The sequence below is a fragment of the Robertmurraya sp. DFI.2.37 genome, assembly GCF_029211245.1.
GTDB lineage: Bacteria > Bacillota > Bacilli > Bacillales > Cytobacillaceae > Robertmurraya > Robertmurraya methanolica_A.
The window spans coordinates 42,614-60,350 of record NZ_JARGEJ010000024.1 but is presented as its reverse complement, the minus strand read 5'-3'; the positions used below and the strand labels follow the sequence as shown (position 1 = coordinate 60,350).

The window sequence follows — 17,737 nt, the reverse complement described above, 5'->3', positions numbered from 1 at the left end:
GATCTCTTTTCAATTTCCCCACCGAAATCACTCCTTTAGCTTTATACTTATGATTCTATCAAATAAAAAACTGTGTGAGTAAGGAATCGTACGCATTCCTCACTTACACAGTTAATATTACACTCCCTTCTTTTTAAGCTATCATTAGTCATTAGCCAAATGAACGGCTCTCCGTTTTCTCTTCTTTTTCTTTTTCCAACCGCTCCATATAAATTTCTCCCTCTTTTTCAATCAATTCTCTTTCCTTTTCTCTTTCTTCTCTGCCTGTTTTAACAGCCATAAAGGCGCTTATGACAATACCACCAACAATCACTAAAACCCAAATAGGCACATCCATGTTTTCTTCCTCCACGCATATAGATTTGTACAAGCCTTATTGATTCCATTGTATGCACAAGTCTTCAAAATATGAGCGTAGCAAGAGAGATTGTTGCTACTTTCGACTGACTATCAAGGGGACTATCCTTCATGCTCACCTAGCATATATTTTCCATGGAAATATATTTTAAAAGGAGACGTCGTGGAGCCCCCACTTATCTCCTAGCGATAATATGATGGCACTTCTTAATGACTCACCGATGTGAAAGAAATTTGAAGTTGTTAAGCTTTTACATTTGGACTAGACGTAGATATATATTTTATGTTCTAAACGATCAGAAAAACGGTAGCCATGCATACGGCTACCGTTTTTTTATTTATGAAAAGTAGGCTTGTAAAAGGAGCGATTATCCAGGGCAAATACTCTGTCCGTAAACTCTCCTGGTTTAACACGCTCAAGCGCCCGGTCGAGCATGTTCATTTTCGCATCGATATTATCAATGTAATGGAGAATTTCCGCCTCTTTAATCAATGGTGGCTTCGGACTCCCCCACTCGGCTTTACCATGGTGTGATAACACTAAATGTTGCAGTATAACTACTTCTTCACCAGAAATCCCGAGTTCATCTGCCGCTTGGACAATTTCAGATACCATAATATTAATATGACCAAGTAAATTCCCTTCAACTGTGTAAGTTGTGGAAATCGGACCTGAAAGCTCCGTTACCTTGCCTAAATCATGAAGCAACACACCTGCATATAGCAAATCTTTATCAAGACTTGGATATAAACCTGCAATTGCCTTGGCTAAGTCCAGCATGCTAACGACATGATAGGCTAAGCCGGAAACAAATTCATGATGATTTTTAGTTGCTGCTGGAAACTCTAAAAAATCATCCTGATATTTTTTTAGCAAGTGCCTCGTAATTCTTTGTATATTTGGATTCTTCATTTCGAAGATATATTGTGTAATTTTGCTTAGCATTTCTTCCTTACTAACTGGTGCGGTTAATAAAAAGTCTGAAAGATTAACACCATCCGTTGGAGTTGCGGGACGAATTTGCCGAAGTCTTAATTGATTTCTCCCTCGATAGTTCTGGATATCCCCCAACACCTTCACAATCTTCTCCGCACCATAGTTCTTTTCATCCGCTTCAGATGCGTCCCATAGCTTTGCTTCTATTTCACCGCTTTGATCCTGCAAAATGAGAGTTAAGAATGGTTTTCCGTTGCTGGCTGTACCTTTTACAGAACTTTTAATAAGTAGAAACTTCTCAACTTGCTCCCCGATATCATGATGGAGAATACCCTTACTCATATGAACAGACGCCCCTTTCTATGAAACTATTATAGCATATGCATGAAGGATGATCGTTTGTAAAAAACGACCTACTTAATTCAAGGCAGGTTTATATTATGTCGTTAATTTTTACTTCATATTCAATTCCTTAGCCTTGATGAAAAGCAAACAAAATGGAGTCTAAAAAATAGAAATGCTACTATTTCTACTAATAAGCTTGTCCATGCTCATAACTTCCTCTTTTTGAAAATAGCTTAGTAAATGTTGGTGACAAGTGAACAAAAGAATTTGATTATCTTTTATTCTCTTTAATAACTCGATTACATTTGACGTTCGCACATGGTCAAAATTAACAAAACTATCGTCAATTATAATGGGAAACGGATATCTTTTATAGATTGTTGTCGCCAATGCTAAACGCAACGAAAAATATATTTGCTCCATCGTTGCCTGACTTAATTCATTCGCTTCAAAAAGAACATGATCCGCCCTTTCTATCAGAAATCCATTTGCTTCCGTCTTGGGAAGGATTCTTAAATAATTGCCATTTGTTAAAAATGCGAGATATTGTTCTGCCTTTTTTAACATTGATGGCAGACGGTCTTCTTTAAAACGATTGACGGTCTTCTGCAACATTTCTTTTGCAACCATGCGCTTCGCCCATTCCTTCGCTGCTTCATTCAATTCAGACTGGAGCTGCCGATACTTATGAAGCAGTTCGCCATATGCCCCTCCCTCCTCTAGCAGGGAAATCTGATGCTTTACTTCTGCCAAGGATTGCTGGAGCTGTTGAATATCATCTTTGACAGCATGCAATGCGCTAACCGTCTTTTCTCTTTCAACTTGTGGTTCTATCCCTTCCATTGTATCAATATTTAAAGAAGATAATTTGAGTTGTCTTGCTAACTCCTCCATCTTGACAGCTACTTGCTCTCTTTTTTCAAATTCCTTGCCTTTTAGGCGGTATGCTTCTTCTGAATCAACTTGTGCCATCGCAAATAAGGCTTTCTTTTCCTGCTCAAGATGCTCAAACTCTCTAGTTAGATGTTCTAGCTGTTCCGTTAATTCTGCCTCCTTCTCCATCAACGATTCATACTTTTGTTTGTTGACAAATTCCTTTTTTAACTGTTCCCTTAATATAAAAATTTTATCGCTGAGCGAGCTTGAAGACGGAGCGAAAAACCTTGCCCATATCCTCTCTATTCTTTCCTCAAAACGTTTCACATCCGCTTCTTTTTTCAGCAATTGCGAATCAAGATTGCGGTTTTCCCTTTTTAATTCCTTTAGCTTTGAAATTAACAGAAACGCTTCATGAATATGCTCTAAAGCCAATTCCTTCGGTAAGCAAAGTTCTCGACCAAGCTGAAGTAAAAGCCCTTCATGTTGTTTCATTTCATGCTCCCAAGTTTCAAAAGCATGAAGTATTTTTTCATATTGATTATTCTGCTGTTCCCATTTAATTTGCATAACGGTTAATTGTTCTCTTACAGCTTGATCTCGCTCTAATTGCTCCGTTATAAAAGAAATATCTGCACCAGAATAATCATTCATTTCTGTTCTTAGAGAAACTTCTTCTTCTTTTAAACGTTGTAGTTCAACTTCATACTCTTTCTGCCGAGCTTTCTTCCTTACAAGCAGCGTGTACCCAGAAAAACTTATCCCGAGTACACCAATAACAATAAGAGCCCATTGTTCCTGAAAGAGTCCCCAAATCGTCAATATGACAAAAAGCCCCGCCAAAAAAAACGTTTGGACTTGATTGGAGCGAAGCTGCTCCTTCTCTTTTTGAATATTCATTTTAAGAAGATGAATTTTATCACCAATACTATGTAGTTCCCTTTCTATTAAGTCCTTCCGCTTGCAACGCTGCAGTCTATTTTCGTTCTCCTCTCGAACAGCGTCAGGCAGTAATTCCTCTTGAAGCAGCTCAATTTGACGTTCCAGTCTTTCTAATTCCTCTTGTTCCTTTACAAATTGTTGATCAAGCTCAAGCTTTTGCTCTTGCAGTCGAATTTGTTTTTTCTCAGCATGGGCCGCTTTATCCTTCATGAAAATACTCGTGTTTACATGATTCAACCTGTCTTCATCCATTGATAAATGGAGCATACTCTCTATATCTTCGATTTTCTCAACCAGTTGCTCACGTTTTATTCGCCACTGCTCAATCTCCTCTTTCATCTGTTGATAAAGGGTGAGCTGTTCAACAATTTGTTGTATCTCAGTTTCTGCCTCAATTAACTGCTCGTTTGGTTCATGAAGTCTTAATTCTTCTTCCATTTTCTTATTGCGCTCATTCAAAGACTTCATTTGTCCTTCTAACGGCTTTAATAGCTGCTGTAGCTGGTCAAGCCGAGTCAGTCCGTCTATCGGAAAAGAAACGTCCTCAAACTGGTGTAATTGGCTCTGGAGCAATCGTTTTTCTTTTACAATTGGCAACAGCTTTTCCCATTCTTCCAATTGCTGCAACTTCTTCTGCAGCCTGTACATTTCTTTCTGTTTCAATTGAATGGTTTCCTCGATTTGACTTTTTTGCTTTAGAAACTCCCCGTATTGTTCATTTTTTTGCTCTACCCGTTTTAGCTCTTTATGAACACCGTTTATCTCCTTTAACTTTTCATTAATGACAGGCTTCTTCCCATTTGGCTTGAAGCGACTATCTATTTCTTTCAGTAATTCAGTCTCAGCTATTAACAATCGCTCTGTGCCAACTGTTCCGGTAGAGAATAAAAACCTTCCTAAATCCTCCCCTTTCAGTTGATGCACATTTTGCAAACCATGTATATTAAATGAAAAGATTGACTGATATAATCCTTTATCGATCCGCCATAAAAGCTCATTAAGCAATTCTTCGCCACCGCTTCTGCCGTCTGACAATAGAACAGTGACATCACCGACTGCTTTTCCCTTCACACGTTCGATTGTAGCCTTGCCTTCTTTCAACTCCAGCACAAGCTGGCCACCATATTTCGCACCTTGCTTCGGTTCATAGCGCAGTTCATTTTGCTGCTTTGTAGGAAAACCGAAGAGAATGCTATGAATAAATGACATAATCGTTGATTTTCCCGCTTCGTTTTCCCCGTAAAAAACATTCAGATCTTGAAAATTTTTAATGCTTACATTTTCCAATTTGCCATAACCGTAAATATGGAGTTCCCTTATTTTCAAACATCTCACCCCCTACTGCTTAAGTAGCTTCTTCATTAATAACGCCTCAGCGTCTGTCGTTATTTCCTGTACATCGCTCTCAGAAAGTGGCGACAAATATTTTCTCGCACTAGGATGCTTATAGAGCGGTGCTATCGCTTCCTCTATTTCTGTAAAACTCTTCAACGTTTGAAAAAGTTCTCCATAAAAATCAGATTCCTTCGCCAACTCTCCTTGATTCCAAGAGAACTTCTCTTCAGCTATAATTCGAACAACCCATACAAATGACTGTTCATCCTTCTCTTCTTCCTGCAAAATTTCTAATAGTTCATCTAAAAGAGCAGAATCAAGCTTTTGCAAATGATTGATTTTTAGAGTTATAAAAATGCCACGTCCTTCTACTCTAACTCCTTCTAGCTCTTCAAGGCATAGACGATATAATTGATCAAAGGTGGAAATGTCGCGAGCGTCAATGGCTATTTCATCCCAAATAATCTCGCTCGTTTCAACAAAATCAAATGTTGCTGCAGCATCATTCAACTCAACTAAATAACATCCTTTCGCACCTTGCTCCTTTACATGTCTCCCTTGCGTATTCCCTGGATAGATAATAGGCGGCTCCTCATGAAGAACAGTTCTCTGGTGGATATGGCCTAATGCCCAATAGTGAAACTCCTTTTCAAGCAAATCTTTTATTTGGAAAGGAGCATAATTTCCATGACCTGAGCTTCCTTCCACATTGCCATGGAGAATTCCAATATGAAAATCCGCCCCAGCTTTTCGCTTATAGCTGTGAATTTTCCTATCAAACACATGCCTTTCTGGATAACTAAAACCATATAAATGAACCTTAGTTCCGTTTTTAGCAGTAAATTTCTTTATCTCCACTTTCTCTTCAAAGACATGGACATTAGCAGGTAGTCTTATATCCGTCCATTTTCCTCCTAAATGATCATGATTACCGTGAACAATAAAAACATCAATCTTATCTTTCTCTAATCGTTCCAGTTGTTTAGCAAGGAACACTTGGGCCCGCACACTTCTGTCTTCTAAATCAAATAAATCTCCAGCTAAGATGACAAAATCAACTTGGTGGTAAATGGCCGCATTCACTAAATTTTCCACCGCTCGAAAGGTACTCTCCAAAATTCTTTTAAAAATGGCGTCCGGCAATGCTTGTAAACCAAGCATCGGACTATCGATATGTAAATCTGCCCCATGGATAAATTTTATTTTCTTCATTTTACTTCCTCACATTAGCTTTTCTAATATCTTACCACAAAATCGAATATATGTTCTAGAACTGCATAAGCTCCTGATGAGCCATAAATGTCCGAATGGATCCTCCCATGTAAAATCTATGTCATTTTCCTTCACGCCTTTACAGCTATCTTTTTACAGTAAAGAATTTACAGAGCAAGTGCCAAGGAGTTAAGGTTTGTGAGGCGATAGGCTTGCTTGGGCAAAGATATGGCGCCATGAAAAATAATGAATATACTCTTTTTTAAACGACAAAAAAGCAGACCCATAAATGAGTCTGCTCTGTAAGTTCGAATTAATTAAGCTTTGTTAACGTTAGCTGCTTGAGGTCCACGAGCACCTTGTTCTACGTCAAAAGTTACTGATTGACCTTCTTCAAGAGTTTTGAAACCTTCGCCTTGGATAGCTGAGAAATGAACGAATACATCTTCTCCACCTTCACGCTCGATAAATCCGAAACCTTTTTCTGCGTTAAACCATTTTACTTTACCATTTTCCATGTATGTTGCCTCCTATGTGCATTAAACGCACAAATGTATTACTATTCTTGCTCTTCCAGGCGAAAATATATTATTCTTCCCTTAAATTCTGAACAAAAATAATTCTTACTAAGCATAACAGAATAAATTGGAAAAGGCAAGTAATCTTATATATTCCCATAAAATAACTTTTCAAGGATTGATTATTTATCTGACTTCGTTAACTGAAGAGCCTTCTTAATATCTTTAAAGGAGCTTGTTTTACCGTACATAAGTACTCCTCCTTTGTAAACCCTAGCTCCAAATATCGCAAGTAGAATAATCGAAACAAGTAAGATGGCAATCCCAAGAATTGGTTCCCAAGTTGGTAAGGATAGCATTCCGACACGCATAAACATTAACATTGGCGTAAAGAACGGAATGTACGAAGTAACTGCAACAAATGGGGCATCAGGATTCCCAAGCCCAAACATGGCGAGCATAAAGCCAGCAACGACCAACAATGTCATGGGCGTAATCATTTGTTGGACATCCTCTATTCTGCTAACAAGCGAGCCTAAAAACGCGGCTAAAGTTGCATAGAGGAAATAGCCTAGAATAAAGAATATGACAGCATACACGATCGTTGCAACAGAAACAGCACCAAATCCAAATACGCTGAAAAATCCGCCTTCCATCGAATCAAGATTTTGCTTTATTGAAAAATACCCAACCCCTAGCAACAGGATTAGCTGCGTTAAACTTAAAAGTCCAATTCCTAATATTTTCGCAAACATTTGCTTAATTGGAGAGACGCTTGAAATTAAAATCTCCATCACACGCGAAGATTTTTCAGTCGCAACTTCCATAGCAATCATATTTGCATACATAATAACAGCAAAGTAAATCACAAATAATAACACATAAACAAGTCCTCTTGCCTGACTAAGCTCTTCTTCAGTTTTTGCATTTTCCGCTAAAGCAACCCTTTCAACCGAAACCGGTTCATAAAGAGCAGCAAGTTGTTCCTGTGTTAAATTAATTTGATTTGCTGCCATTTGTGTTTTGATTTGCTGCAATCCGGATTGAATAGCGGCAAATGAATTTGTATCAGAAATACTCATTGTTTTATAGGTTGCTGTTGGTAAATTCGTTTCATCCACTTCCAAAATTAACAATCCACTATATTCACCGTCTTCCACCGCTTTTTCAGCTTCTACAGCGCCTGCCTCATAATTTTCTAAAATCAGTTCACTGTCCGTTAACTTTAATTGTTCTTGAAGTGGTGACAAAAGCTCTCTCGTTTCATCAATCACAGCAATTTTTTCTGAGCTATCTTTATTAAAAAAGTCAATGATATTCGTCATATTGGAGAGACCGATAACGATTGCCAATGTCAAAATAGTCGTCACCACAAATGACTTTGTTTTTACCTTACTCATATACGTATGTGATAAAATAATCCAGAAATTATTCATAGGAAGCACCTACCTTCTCGATAAAAATATCATTCAAAGAAGGCTCCTCAAGCACAAATCTTCGAACAAACCCTTTTCCAACAATTTCATTTAAGATTCTCTCTGCAACATTTTCCCCTTCAATTTGCAAATGTACCCCTTCTGGTGTTCGTTTCATTTTTGTCACACCAGGGTAGCTCTCAAAAGAAGATAAATCAAAATCAGCATGAATGATTAAATTCTTTTTTCCAAAAGCTCTTTTAATTTCCTTTAATGAGCCATGAACAACTGGACGCCCTCTATGCATGATACATAAATGCTCACACATCTCTTCTACATGTTCCATTCGATGGCTGGAGAAGACGATCGTTGTACCATTCTCCTTAATTTCTAAAACAGCTTCTTTTAACTGCTCCACATTTACTGGGTCAAGTCCACTGAAAGGTTCATCAAGAATAAGCAGCTTTGGTTTATGTAAAACAGCAGCAATAAATTGAATTTTTTGTTGATTTCCTTTTGAAAGCTCTTCGACCCGTTTATCTAAATACTCAGGCACTTTAAAACGATCAAGCCACTTTTTTAACTCTTCCAATGCTTCCTCTTTTTTCATCCCTCTTAGTCGTGCTAAATACACCAATTGATCCTTTACCTTTAATTTCGGATATAGCCCTCTCTCTTCTGGAAGATATCCAATAACAGGACTTGTCTCATATGTAATTGGCTGTCCATTCCAAGTAACTTTTCCCTCAGTAGCATCTAAAAGGCCTAATATCATTCTGAAGGTTGTCGTCTTCCCAGCACCATTCGCACCCAAAAAACCAAACATTTCCTTTTCAGGTATAGCAATTGATAGATTATCGACCGCGGTAAAATTACCAAAGCGTTTTGATACATCTTCTAACTTTAGAACCATATTGCATCCTCCTCTTCTTACTTAGTGTATACGAAATAAATAGAAAAAAGGTTCATTTTCTCTTAATTTTTCTTTTTACAAGGCTTTATTAAACAAAATTATTGATAAAATGGTTTTTGCCCATTTCATGTAAAACCTTTGATTTCTACACGAAGTGCAGTCAAAAATCAATAACGACAAACAATGAATTTTTTTTGCAAAATTTAAATGATTATGTAAAAATTATCATTGAAACATGATGTAAGCGCTCTACGACGCCATTAAATTTACTAAATAAAGGGGAATCTTTTCGATGAAAATCTATAAACTAACTGCATTTGAATCGAATGGAGAGAAAATTCTGGACGAAGCATTTGAAGCGAACAACGATGATGAAGCGAAGCAAATAGGGGAAAAACGCTTAAATGAAATAGGAGCACTTGATAAAACACATCGTTGCACCTCACCAACTGGCCAGCTACTATTATTTCATATGTAGCCTATCGCAACGTAAAGGTAAAAAAGAACCACTGATACTCAACTGGCCCACCTGAGCCTATAAAAAGAATCTGGTGGGCCTCCCGTTCGTAAACAAAAAAATTCACTTTAAGCTACTGGAGATAAACATTGAGGCATCTTGATTCATAAAGATACTTTTCCCATGGTGGAATGTTCTAAACTTAGTACCTTTAAATCCAACTTCAGCCAAAATTTCTTTCAGCTCTTCGTGAACAAATCCATTATGCACTTTCGGATGAAATACATTTTCGTTTTTGTCAAAATCAACAATGATTAACTTACCGCCCTCATTTAAAATATGGAATAACTGCTGAAGGATTTTTTTCGTATCTGGGATATGGAGGAGTACTAATGACATTAAAACAATATCTACCTTATGTTCAGATGCAGCTTTAGTAAAATCAGAATAAAGCACTTGTGCATTGGTGATTGCTTTACGGGAGATTTTCGCTTTCGCAAGCTCCAACATTTGTTTTGCTGAGTCTACTAGTAATATGGATTGTACTACATCACATAATTCCAAGCTAACTAGACCTGTGCCACTGCCATAATCCATTAAAGTTTTTGACTGACTATCTTGCAATTCAGTTCTTACCTCAGTTGCTATTACTTTCGCTAATTCTATTCTATCTTTTGTATCATATTTGGTTGCGATCTGTTCAAATAGGTTATGATCCATCATTTTACTCTCCGTTATAATTTTTAGGCCTTGTTGTACCATATTGTTAATGAAAATCAACATAGGAGCATAATACAACGTAATTTGAATATGATTTCATCCCAATCTGATGAACTAAAACTAATATTGCTACATGGTCATTATACATAAGTCCATACGTCTATGCGACTTTTCATGCTCAAACATCATATCCGTCCACAACTCGTTTTTCACAAATGTTGCACACGCAGCAATGACAGCTTCATTTTTTTGAATATTTCTCCTATTTTACTGAAAAATAGCTCTAAGTCAATGATTTAGAAGAAAGGTTCACCTTCTTCAACATTCATCGAGTTAGAGCCTAGAGCATTATGAATGCTTCATTCCGGTTTGTTTTAAATGAAACATCACTTCTTTTAACACAGCTAAGCCTTCATCAAGTTGAGCATCTGTAATCACTAATGGGCTTAAAATGCGAATAATATTGCCATATAACCCTGCGCTCATTAAAATTAAACCACGGCGATGGGCCTCCTGAAGAATCTGCATTGTTAACTCCTTATCCGGCTCTTTTTCAGTTCTGTTCTTCACAATCTCAATCGCTGTCATTGCACCTAGTGTGCGTACTTCACCAATAAAGGCAATGTCCTCTTGAAGCTGCTTGAAAAAATGAACGAGCGACTCCCCTATTTTGTTTGCACGCTCTGTAAGATTTTCCTTTTCAATCATTTTTATCACCTCTAACGCGGCGACACAACCTAAAGGACTCCCTCCATATGTTCCACCAATTTCACCGCTTGAAGGTGCATCCATTATCTCCGCTCTTCCTGTGACAGCACTAAGTGGGAGTCCAGCGGCAATCGATTTTGACATCGTCATTAAATCAGGAATGACTTCAAAATGCTCCATCGCAAACATTTTCCCTGTTCTTGCAAAACCTGTTTGAACCTCATCTGCAATAAAAAGTATTCCGTTCTCTTCACATATTTTCTTTATTTTTTGGACAAAGGATTTAGAAGGAACAATAAATCCCCCTTCTCCTTGAACCGGCTCCATAATTACAGCAGCAACGTCTTCAGCCGGCACTTCACTCAAGAAAAAGGTGTGAAATTGTTTAATTATCTGTTCATCAACATCTTCCCTCGTCATCCCTTCAGGCGCACGATAATAATAAGGGTACGGCATTTTATACGTATCTGGGACAAAGGGACCGAAGCCATTTTTGTATGGCTTCACTTTACTGGTTAGAGACATTGCCATATATGTTCTACCGTGAAACCCCCGTTCAAAAGAGATAATCGCTCTTCTGCCTGTATATTTCCGCGCAATTTTGATGGCGTTTTCAACCGCTTCCGCACCACTGCTTAGAAAAAAAGTTTTTTTATTATGAGTACCTGGCGTAATTCGATTTAATTTCTCTGCCAACTCTATATATGGTTCATACATCATCACATGAAAACAAGGATGTAAATATTTTTCCAATTGTGCTTTCACCGCCTCAACTACTGCTGGTGGACAATGCCCAGCATTTAAAGATCCGATTGCCCCTGCAAAATCAATAAATGTATTTCCATCGACATCGGTAACTAAAGCACCTTTACCTTTTTCAATAAAGGAATGGACGGTATTAAATGGTCCTCTTGGGACATGTTGCTCTCTTCTTTTTAACAGCTCTGCCGCTTTTGGTCCAGGAATTTCAGTAATGAGGTTAATCGACTCTGTTTTCATTGTCATTACAGCAGCCTCCTTATCTAGTTTTCAATTAAGTTAGCATTGTCTATTTCACACCATTCGAGTAAGGTTAAAGCAATGATCTCCGCTGCGATAAATATTTTCTCTATTTCGATATACTCATCAGAGTGATGAGCCAATTCTGTCACACCAGGACCGAAAACGATCGTCGGTGTGTCGCCAATGGCAGTTAACAGTCCACCATCAGTTCCCCAAGGAGAGGCTTCAATAACCGGCTCTTCGTCTAACGCCTCTTGAAATTTTTCGACTAGAATTTTCATCAGCTTGTGTTCCTGCTCAATTGCACCTGGTAGCCATCTAGCTCCAAACCATTCTAATTGAGGAGGAGATTGTTCAAACCAAGGATCGATCTCTTTTAGTCGCCCGATCCATTTTTCCATTTCCTCTTTTGCTTCATCCATCGTTTCATCGGGAGATACGCCGATCCGTCCTTCAATTTGAACGAAATCAGCCACCGATGATGGCCAATCGCCACCAGAAATTTTACCAATATTAATGGGGAAAGGAATGGGAATCTGATTGTAAAGTGGGTCCTGCACCCGCTCATTACGAATTTTTTCTAATTGTAAAATATGGTTCATAACAGACATGCTCTTTTCAATTGCACTCACGCCTTCATAGCGGGTACCTCCATGAGCGGACTGTCCTTTCACATTAATGCGGAACCACATCGATCCTTGCTGTTTCGGAAATATCTTTAAATTGGTCGGCTCAGGAATAAGTGCTGCATCCGCTCGATACCCTCTTAAAATCGCCGCAAGCGTCCCTGCTCCACCACTTTCTTCCTCAATCACACTTTCAAATAGGATATCTCCTTTTAATCGAATACCTAATGCTTGAATTGCTTGCAAAGCTAAGAGAAGTGAGACATTGCCCCCTTTCATATCCGTCGTACCGCGCCCATATATTTTTCCATCAACTATTTTCCCGCTGTATGGGTCATCTTCCCACTTTTGCAAATCCCCTTCTGGCACTACATCCACATGCCCGTTCAAAATAATAGAACGGCCACCCCCAGTTCCTTTTAGCACACCAACCACATTTGGACTTCCCGAAAATTCCCTTCTTGGTGATGCAAAAAAAGGATGCTCCGCTAATCGTCTGCCATCAGGCTCCCACACATCTACCTCAAGTCCCATCCGTTGAAGCTCTTCTCTCACTAATTGTTGTACACCTTTTTCATTTCCTTGTGTACTTTTTGCTTGCACGAATTGTTGCAATAGCTTAATGCCTCGTTCTTGATTTTCTGTCAACCATTGCTTAAGCTGCTCTTTAATTGCAGTACTCACTTTTTGCCCCCCTCTCTAACCAATAATTTGGCACCGGTCATCTCCCTTACATCCTTCTCAGTAAAAGGTTCCATCACTTCCTTTAACAGTAATCCCTTCTCACTTACTTCAATTACTGCCATATCAGTAATAATTAAATCTACACATCCTCTTGCAGTTAAAGGTAAAGTACATTCCTGTAAAATTTTAGGTTCCCCATGCTTATTAACATGGCTCATTAACACGATGACTTTTTTCGCCTTCTCCGCTAACTCCATCCCTCCGCCGATTCCTGGAATCCTTTTTCCCGGAATGACCCAATTGGCTAAATCACCTTTTTCACTAACTTCCAGTCCTCCTAGTATCGTCATATCCAAATAACCTCCACGGATCATGGCAAAAGCCGTAGCACTGTCAAAATAGGAGGCACCAGGAATAACGGTGACCGGAAATCCCCCAGCATTGCATAGCATCGCATCCTCCTCTCCATTTGACGGAGAAGGACCCATACCAAGGACGCCGTTCTCTGCATGAAATAACACTTCCGTCTCAGGAGCAAGAAAATTCGGGACAAGAGAAGGAATTCCAATTCCTAAATTCACGACCATCCCGGCTTTTATTTCCTTTGCTGCCCGACTAGCCATTCGATTGCGCACCTCTATTCCCATGCCCACTTCCAATCAACCCCCTCGCTTTCGACAATCATATCGACATAGATTCCTGGCGTAATAATCGATTCTGGGTCAAGCATACCAGGAGCTACAATTTCCTCAGCTTCAACAATCGTTATCTTTCCTGCTGTTGCAACTAATGGATTTGTATTTCTTGCACTCTTGTCATAAATGAGATTCCCAAAATAATCTGCCTTTTTAGCATGAACGATCGCCACATCTGCATATAAAGCTGGCTCAATCAAGTATGTTTTCCCACCCATTTCCACCTTTTGCTTTCCAACCTCAATCATGCTCCCGATTCCAATATCAGAAAGAACACCTCCAAGTCCCGCTCCACCTGCTCGGATTCTTTCAGCTAAAATTCCTTGTGGGCAAAACTCAACCTCCATCTTACCCTCAACCATTAATTTCCCTGCTATCGGATTTGAACCAATATGCGTAGTAATTAGTTTGCTTACTCTCTCAGCACTCACAATTTTCCCGATACCAATCTCCGGAAAACCCGCATCATTTCCAATCAAGGTCAAGCTCTTTGTTCCTTTTTGCAAAATCCCCTTAATTAAGGTGGGGGGATTGCCAACACCGCCAAAGCCGCCAAACATTAATACGCAACCGTCATTAATGAAAGATAATGCATTTTCTAACGTGGTCACCTTAGACTGCATCTCCATTTTCGCTTCCATACCGCACCTCCATTCTCTTAACTTATCGAATCATAACTGTCATCGACCATGACTCCATTTTGAATATCGAGAAGTGTCTCTTTAAAAATCTTTAATAATTGATCAATCTCTTGTTTATTTATAGTCAAGGGCGGAGAAATAATGACTGCGTCTCCATCGCCTCCTTCTACTCCTGCCGAAGCTGGATAGATTAATAGTCCCTTATCCCTCGCCAATGCAACAACTGAATTAGTTACATCAAGATCTTTGCGAAACGGGAACTTGCTAAAGTAATTCGCCACAAATTCCACTCCAACAAGAAGCCCTTTCCCCCTTACATCCCCGATGATGGGAATTTGCTGAGCCAATTTTTGCAATTCACTTAAGAGATATTGTCCATTCTCTTCTGCCTTTGCTACTAGTTGATGCTGTTCAATATACTCCAGAACCGCTAACGATACAGCAGCAGATTGAGGGTTTGCACTGTATGTGTGTCCACTCATAATCACCTTTGACCCTTGGCGAATTGGAGCAAGCACTTTTTCACTTACAAGGGTAGCAGCGATTGGTGTATAGCCAGCACTGATCCCTTTTCCAAGTGTAATGATATCCGGTCTTACTCCCCAATGTTCCATCGCCAGCATTTTTCCAGTACGACCTATTCCAGTCATCACTTCATCGGCTATAAATAAAATGCTATGCTGTTCGCAAATTTCTTTAATGCGCTCATAATATCCCTCTGGTGGTACAATCACTGCTCCGGCTGCACCGATAATTGGTTCAGCTATAAACGCGGCAATATGCTCTGCACCGATTCGTTGAATTGCGCTCTCAAGCTCTGATGCACATTGTAATTGACAGCTTGGATAAGTTGCATGAAATGGACAACGATAGCAATAAGGCGCTGAAATCGTTGGCAAATCATCCAATAATGAAACAAACCTTCTACGCCGTTCTGAATGTCCTGATAAGGATAATGAACCAATCGTAATTCCGTGATAACTAGTCCATCTTGAAATCACTTTATTTTTTGTTGTCTTTCCCTGTTCCTGCCAATATTGAATTGCAATTTTCATTGCCGTTTCTGTTGCTTCAGAGCCACTATTTACAAAGAAGGAACTGTAGTCGCCAGCTTTAATAAAATCAATCCTGCTTAATTTAGCCGCCAATCTTTCCGCTTCTTCAGTTGTGAATTGTGAGCGGTACACAAATGAGATTTTTTGAGCTTGCTTGATCATTGCTTCGATAATTTCAGGGACAGCATGACCTATGCTTGCTGTTACTGCTCCAGAAGAACCGTCAATATATTGCTTATTCGTGTCATCATAAATATAAATCCCCTTTCCATACTTGGCAGTAGGATAGTGACCACCGAATAAAGGCTTGATTAGAAATGATTGTTCGCTCATTGAATTCGCCTCCTCTGAAGATATTTAAAATTATTGTTTTTTTCTGATAATTACATCTTATTTCAAGAAATACACAATTGATATACGTCAAACCAATGAAAAATAGTGGCTTTTTATTATACAATGTGTATAAGGATATCAATGAAAAGTTGGATTGGTGGGATTTATATTGAGTATAAGTGTTCAGGAAGCCCTTACTCTTCCAGTAATGAAAGAAGCGAAAATACGCGGCGGAGCAGGGGGAATCGATAACCAAATAAAATGGGTCACCATTGTTGAAATCATTGAGGATATTAACCGCTTCCAAGAGGGCGAATTTCTCATTACAACCGGCTATGGTTTAAACGATGACAGTGCAAATTTTCAAAGATTGCTAGCGATGAAACAGCTTTCAGGGGTCGCCATCTACAGCGGCTTTTATTTACGAGACATTCCTCAAACTTTTATTGACATCGCTAATCAATACCAATTGCCACTAATCGAACTTCCAACCCATATTAATTTTTCTTCCATCACGAAAAGTATTTTGCAGCAAATTTTAAATAAGCAAATGGAGGTCACATCCTTTTCGTTAGAAACCCATAAACAATTAACAAATCTTGTCTTAAAAAATGAACAAGAAAATAAGATTTCAACAACATTAGCCGATTTAATCAATTCTTCCATTTTCGTTTTAAACGAATTCGATGAATTTGCGTATTATGCCTACAAGCATCATTCTTTACTTTATAGCGATAATGCGCTCTTCATCAACAATCGCTCCATTCCTTTCGCTCCCTTAGTAAAGAAGTGCCGCAGTCAAAGACAGCCGTCGGAACTAGAGTGGGAAATTTTGAAAATATATGTACATCCGATTATTGCCAATGAGCACTATCATGGCACATTAATTGCTATTACTGAAATCGAAAAATGGCAAGACGTTTATATTACAACAATTGAACATGCAGCGACTGTTTATGCAATTGAATTTTTAAAAGAAGAAGCTGTGAAACAAACGCAAATTCGATTACAGGGAGAATTTCTGGAAGAGATCATTAATGGCAGCTTCCAATCGACGTCACTAATTATCGAGAGGGGGAAAAAGCTTGGATACGATCTCTCTCTCTATCATGCAGTCCTGCAAATTAAACTGGAGAAATATGAAGAAAACGAAATTTTTAAGCAACATGCTGAACAGCTGTATAATCATGTCCTTACCTACATGGACAGGTCAAATAGACAATTTATGTTGAGAACGAGGTTAGATGGGCTGATTATCCTTACAGAGGTCAAGGTTGATAAGAAGGAAGGAAATGCTACTGAAGACAGTATTAGCCTCGCCAAAAATCTATTGCATCATTGGCAGCAGCGAAACCAGGGGATCCCCATTACCATTGGAGTAGGAAGCGCATATAAAAATGTTAATCAATTAAGTGACAGTGCCAACGAGGCAAAATATGCAGTGGATTTATCCAATCTTTTATTAGTAAAAAAAGAAATTATTCATTACAACGACTTAGCAACCTTCCATTTATTAGTACAGATGAAGGAATTAGGGATAAGCTTGGCGGAATTTTACGAGGAACAAATAGGCAAATTACTAGAAGGGAGTAAGCATGGGATTGATTACATCCATACTCTTGAGCTTTATTTCAAACACAATCTTAATATACAAGCAACTGCAGCAGAGCTTTTCATCCATCGTCATACATTAAAATATCGCCTCAGGCAAATTGAAAGTCGCAGCGGTTCCGATTTAAATTCCGCTGATGCGAGATTGACCCTCCAATTGGCAATAGCCGCCTACAAATTGGAACAGTATTTCAACAGTTAACCAGCGTATGATTGATTTTATCTCGGTTTGCCGCCTAAAAAGCATAGACCATCTTTTCGTATAATGATCATGCGCCGCCTAATGAAAGGCTTCTACTTACCTATTCGTTGCTAGCCAAACGATAAAGAACTTTTCAACCTATCGTGTCAGTCC

The 17,737-nt window shown here is 38.8% G+C and carries 15 protein-coding genes; 2 read left to right on the top strand and 13 right to left on the bottom strand.

Annotated features, from left to right (window positions below):
* Nucleotides 1–151 precede the first annotated feature (151 nt).
* From PZE06_RS14075 to PZE06_RS14045, 7 genes are all read right to left on the bottom strand, one after another.
* Nucleotides 152–337, bottom strand: a complete 186-nt coding sequence (locus PZE06_RS14075; protein ID WP_150916184.1) for a sporulation YhaL family protein — start codon at nucleotides 335–337, stop codon at nucleotides 152–154.
* Between the two features lie 354 nt (nucleotides 338–691).
* Nucleotides 692–1,636 (bottom strand): 3'-5' exoribonuclease YhaM, encoded by a 945-nt coding sequence (yhaM, locus tag PZE06_RS14070; RefSeq protein ID WP_150916186.1) that lies wholly within the window; start codon nucleotides 1,634–1,636, stop codon nucleotides 692–694.
* Between the two features lie 162 nt (nucleotides 1,637–1,798).
* Entirely contained in the window at nucleotides 1,799–4,783 is a 2,985-nt protein-coding gene (locus PZE06_RS14065; protein WP_191963228.1) for an ATP-binding protein, read from the bottom strand.
* A gap of 12 nt (nucleotides 4,784–4,795) precedes the next feature.
* Nucleotides 4,796–6,004 carry a metallophosphoesterase family protein gene (locus PZE06_RS14060; RefSeq protein WP_150916190.1) on the bottom strand — a complete coding sequence of 403 codons (1,209 nt, stop codon included), beginning with the start codon at nucleotides 6,002–6,004 and terminating at the stop codon, nucleotides 4,796–4,798.
* 317 nt (nucleotides 6,005–6,321) lie between these two features.
* Entirely contained in the window at nucleotides 6,322–6,522 is a 201-nt protein-coding gene (locus PZE06_RS14055; protein ID WP_095309826.1) for a cold-shock protein, read from the bottom strand.
* A gap of 182 nt (nucleotides 6,523–6,704) precedes the next feature.
* Entirely contained in the window at nucleotides 6,705–7,958 is a 1,254-nt protein-coding gene (locus PZE06_RS14050) for an ABC transporter permease (protein WP_150916192.1), read from the bottom strand.
* Complete coding sequence (locus PZE06_RS14045; protein ID WP_150916194.1) at nucleotides 7,951–8,850, bottom strand: ABC transporter ATP-binding protein; 900 nt, start codon at nucleotides 8,848–8,850, stop codon at nucleotides 7,951–7,953. Before PZE06_RS14045 ends, PZE06_RS14050 begins: the two co-directional genes overlap by 8 nt.
* A gap of 292 nt (nucleotides 8,851–9,142) precedes the next feature.
* Here PZE06_RS14045 and PZE06_RS14040 point away from each other — a divergent pair, with 292 nt between their 5' ends.
* Nucleotides 9,143–9,328 carry a YhzD family protein gene (locus PZE06_RS14040; protein ID WP_150916196.1) on the top strand — a complete coding sequence of 62 codons (186 nt, stop codon included), beginning with the start codon at nucleotides 9,143–9,145 and terminating at the stop codon, nucleotides 9,326–9,328.
* 102 nt (nucleotides 9,329–9,430) lie between these two features.
* On the opposite strand, the gene PZE06_RS14035 is transcribed toward PZE06_RS14040, so the two are convergent.
* From PZE06_RS14035 to PZE06_RS14010, 6 genes are all read right to left on the bottom strand, one after another.
* A complete protein-coding gene (locus PZE06_RS14035; protein ID WP_150916273.1) occupies nucleotides 9,431–10,027 on the bottom strand; it encodes a class I SAM-dependent methyltransferase in 597 nt (198 codons plus the stop codon).
* Nucleotides 10,028–10,375: 348 nt separating this feature from the next.
* Nucleotides 10,376–11,734, bottom strand: coding sequence for a 4-aminobutyrate--2-oxoglutarate transaminase (gabT, locus tag PZE06_RS14030; protein ID WP_150916275.1), 1,359 nt, complete (start codon nucleotides 11,732–11,734; stop codon nucleotides 10,376–10,378).
* A gap of 23 nt (nucleotides 11,735–11,757) precedes the next feature.
* The gene (locus PZE06_RS14025) at nucleotides 11,758–13,047 is read right to left on the bottom strand and encodes a peptidase (RefSeq protein ID WP_150916198.1); all 1,290 of its coding nucleotides are present in this window, start codon (nucleotides 13,045–13,047) and stop codon (nucleotides 11,758–11,760) included.
* Nucleotides 13,044–13,700, bottom strand: a complete 657-nt coding sequence (locus PZE06_RS14020) for a 3-oxoacid CoA-transferase subunit B (RefSeq protein ID WP_150916200.1) — start codon at nucleotides 13,698–13,700, stop codon at nucleotides 13,044–13,046. Before PZE06_RS14020 ends, PZE06_RS14025 begins: the two co-directional genes overlap by 4 nt.
* Entirely contained in the window at nucleotides 13,685–14,383 is a 699-nt protein-coding gene (locus tag PZE06_RS14015) for a CoA transferase subunit A (protein WP_150916202.1), read from the bottom strand. Before PZE06_RS14015 ends, PZE06_RS14020 begins: the two co-directional genes overlap by 16 nt.
* Before the next feature lie 17 nt (nucleotides 14,384–14,400).
* Nucleotides 14,401–15,771: an aspartate aminotransferase family protein gene (locus PZE06_RS14010; protein ID WP_150916204.1), complete on the bottom strand. Its 1,371-nt coding sequence runs from the start codon at nucleotides 15,769–15,771 to the stop codon at nucleotides 14,401–14,403.
* A 169-nt stretch (nucleotides 15,772–15,940) separates the two neighbouring features.
* Between PZE06_RS14010 and PZE06_RS14005 the strand changes: the two genes are divergently transcribed.
* Complete coding sequence (locus PZE06_RS14005; RefSeq protein ID WP_150916206.1) at nucleotides 15,941–17,584, top strand: PucR family transcriptional regulator; 1,644 nt, start codon at nucleotides 15,941–15,943, stop codon at nucleotides 17,582–17,584.
* Nucleotides 17,585–17,737 lie beyond the last annotated feature (153 nt).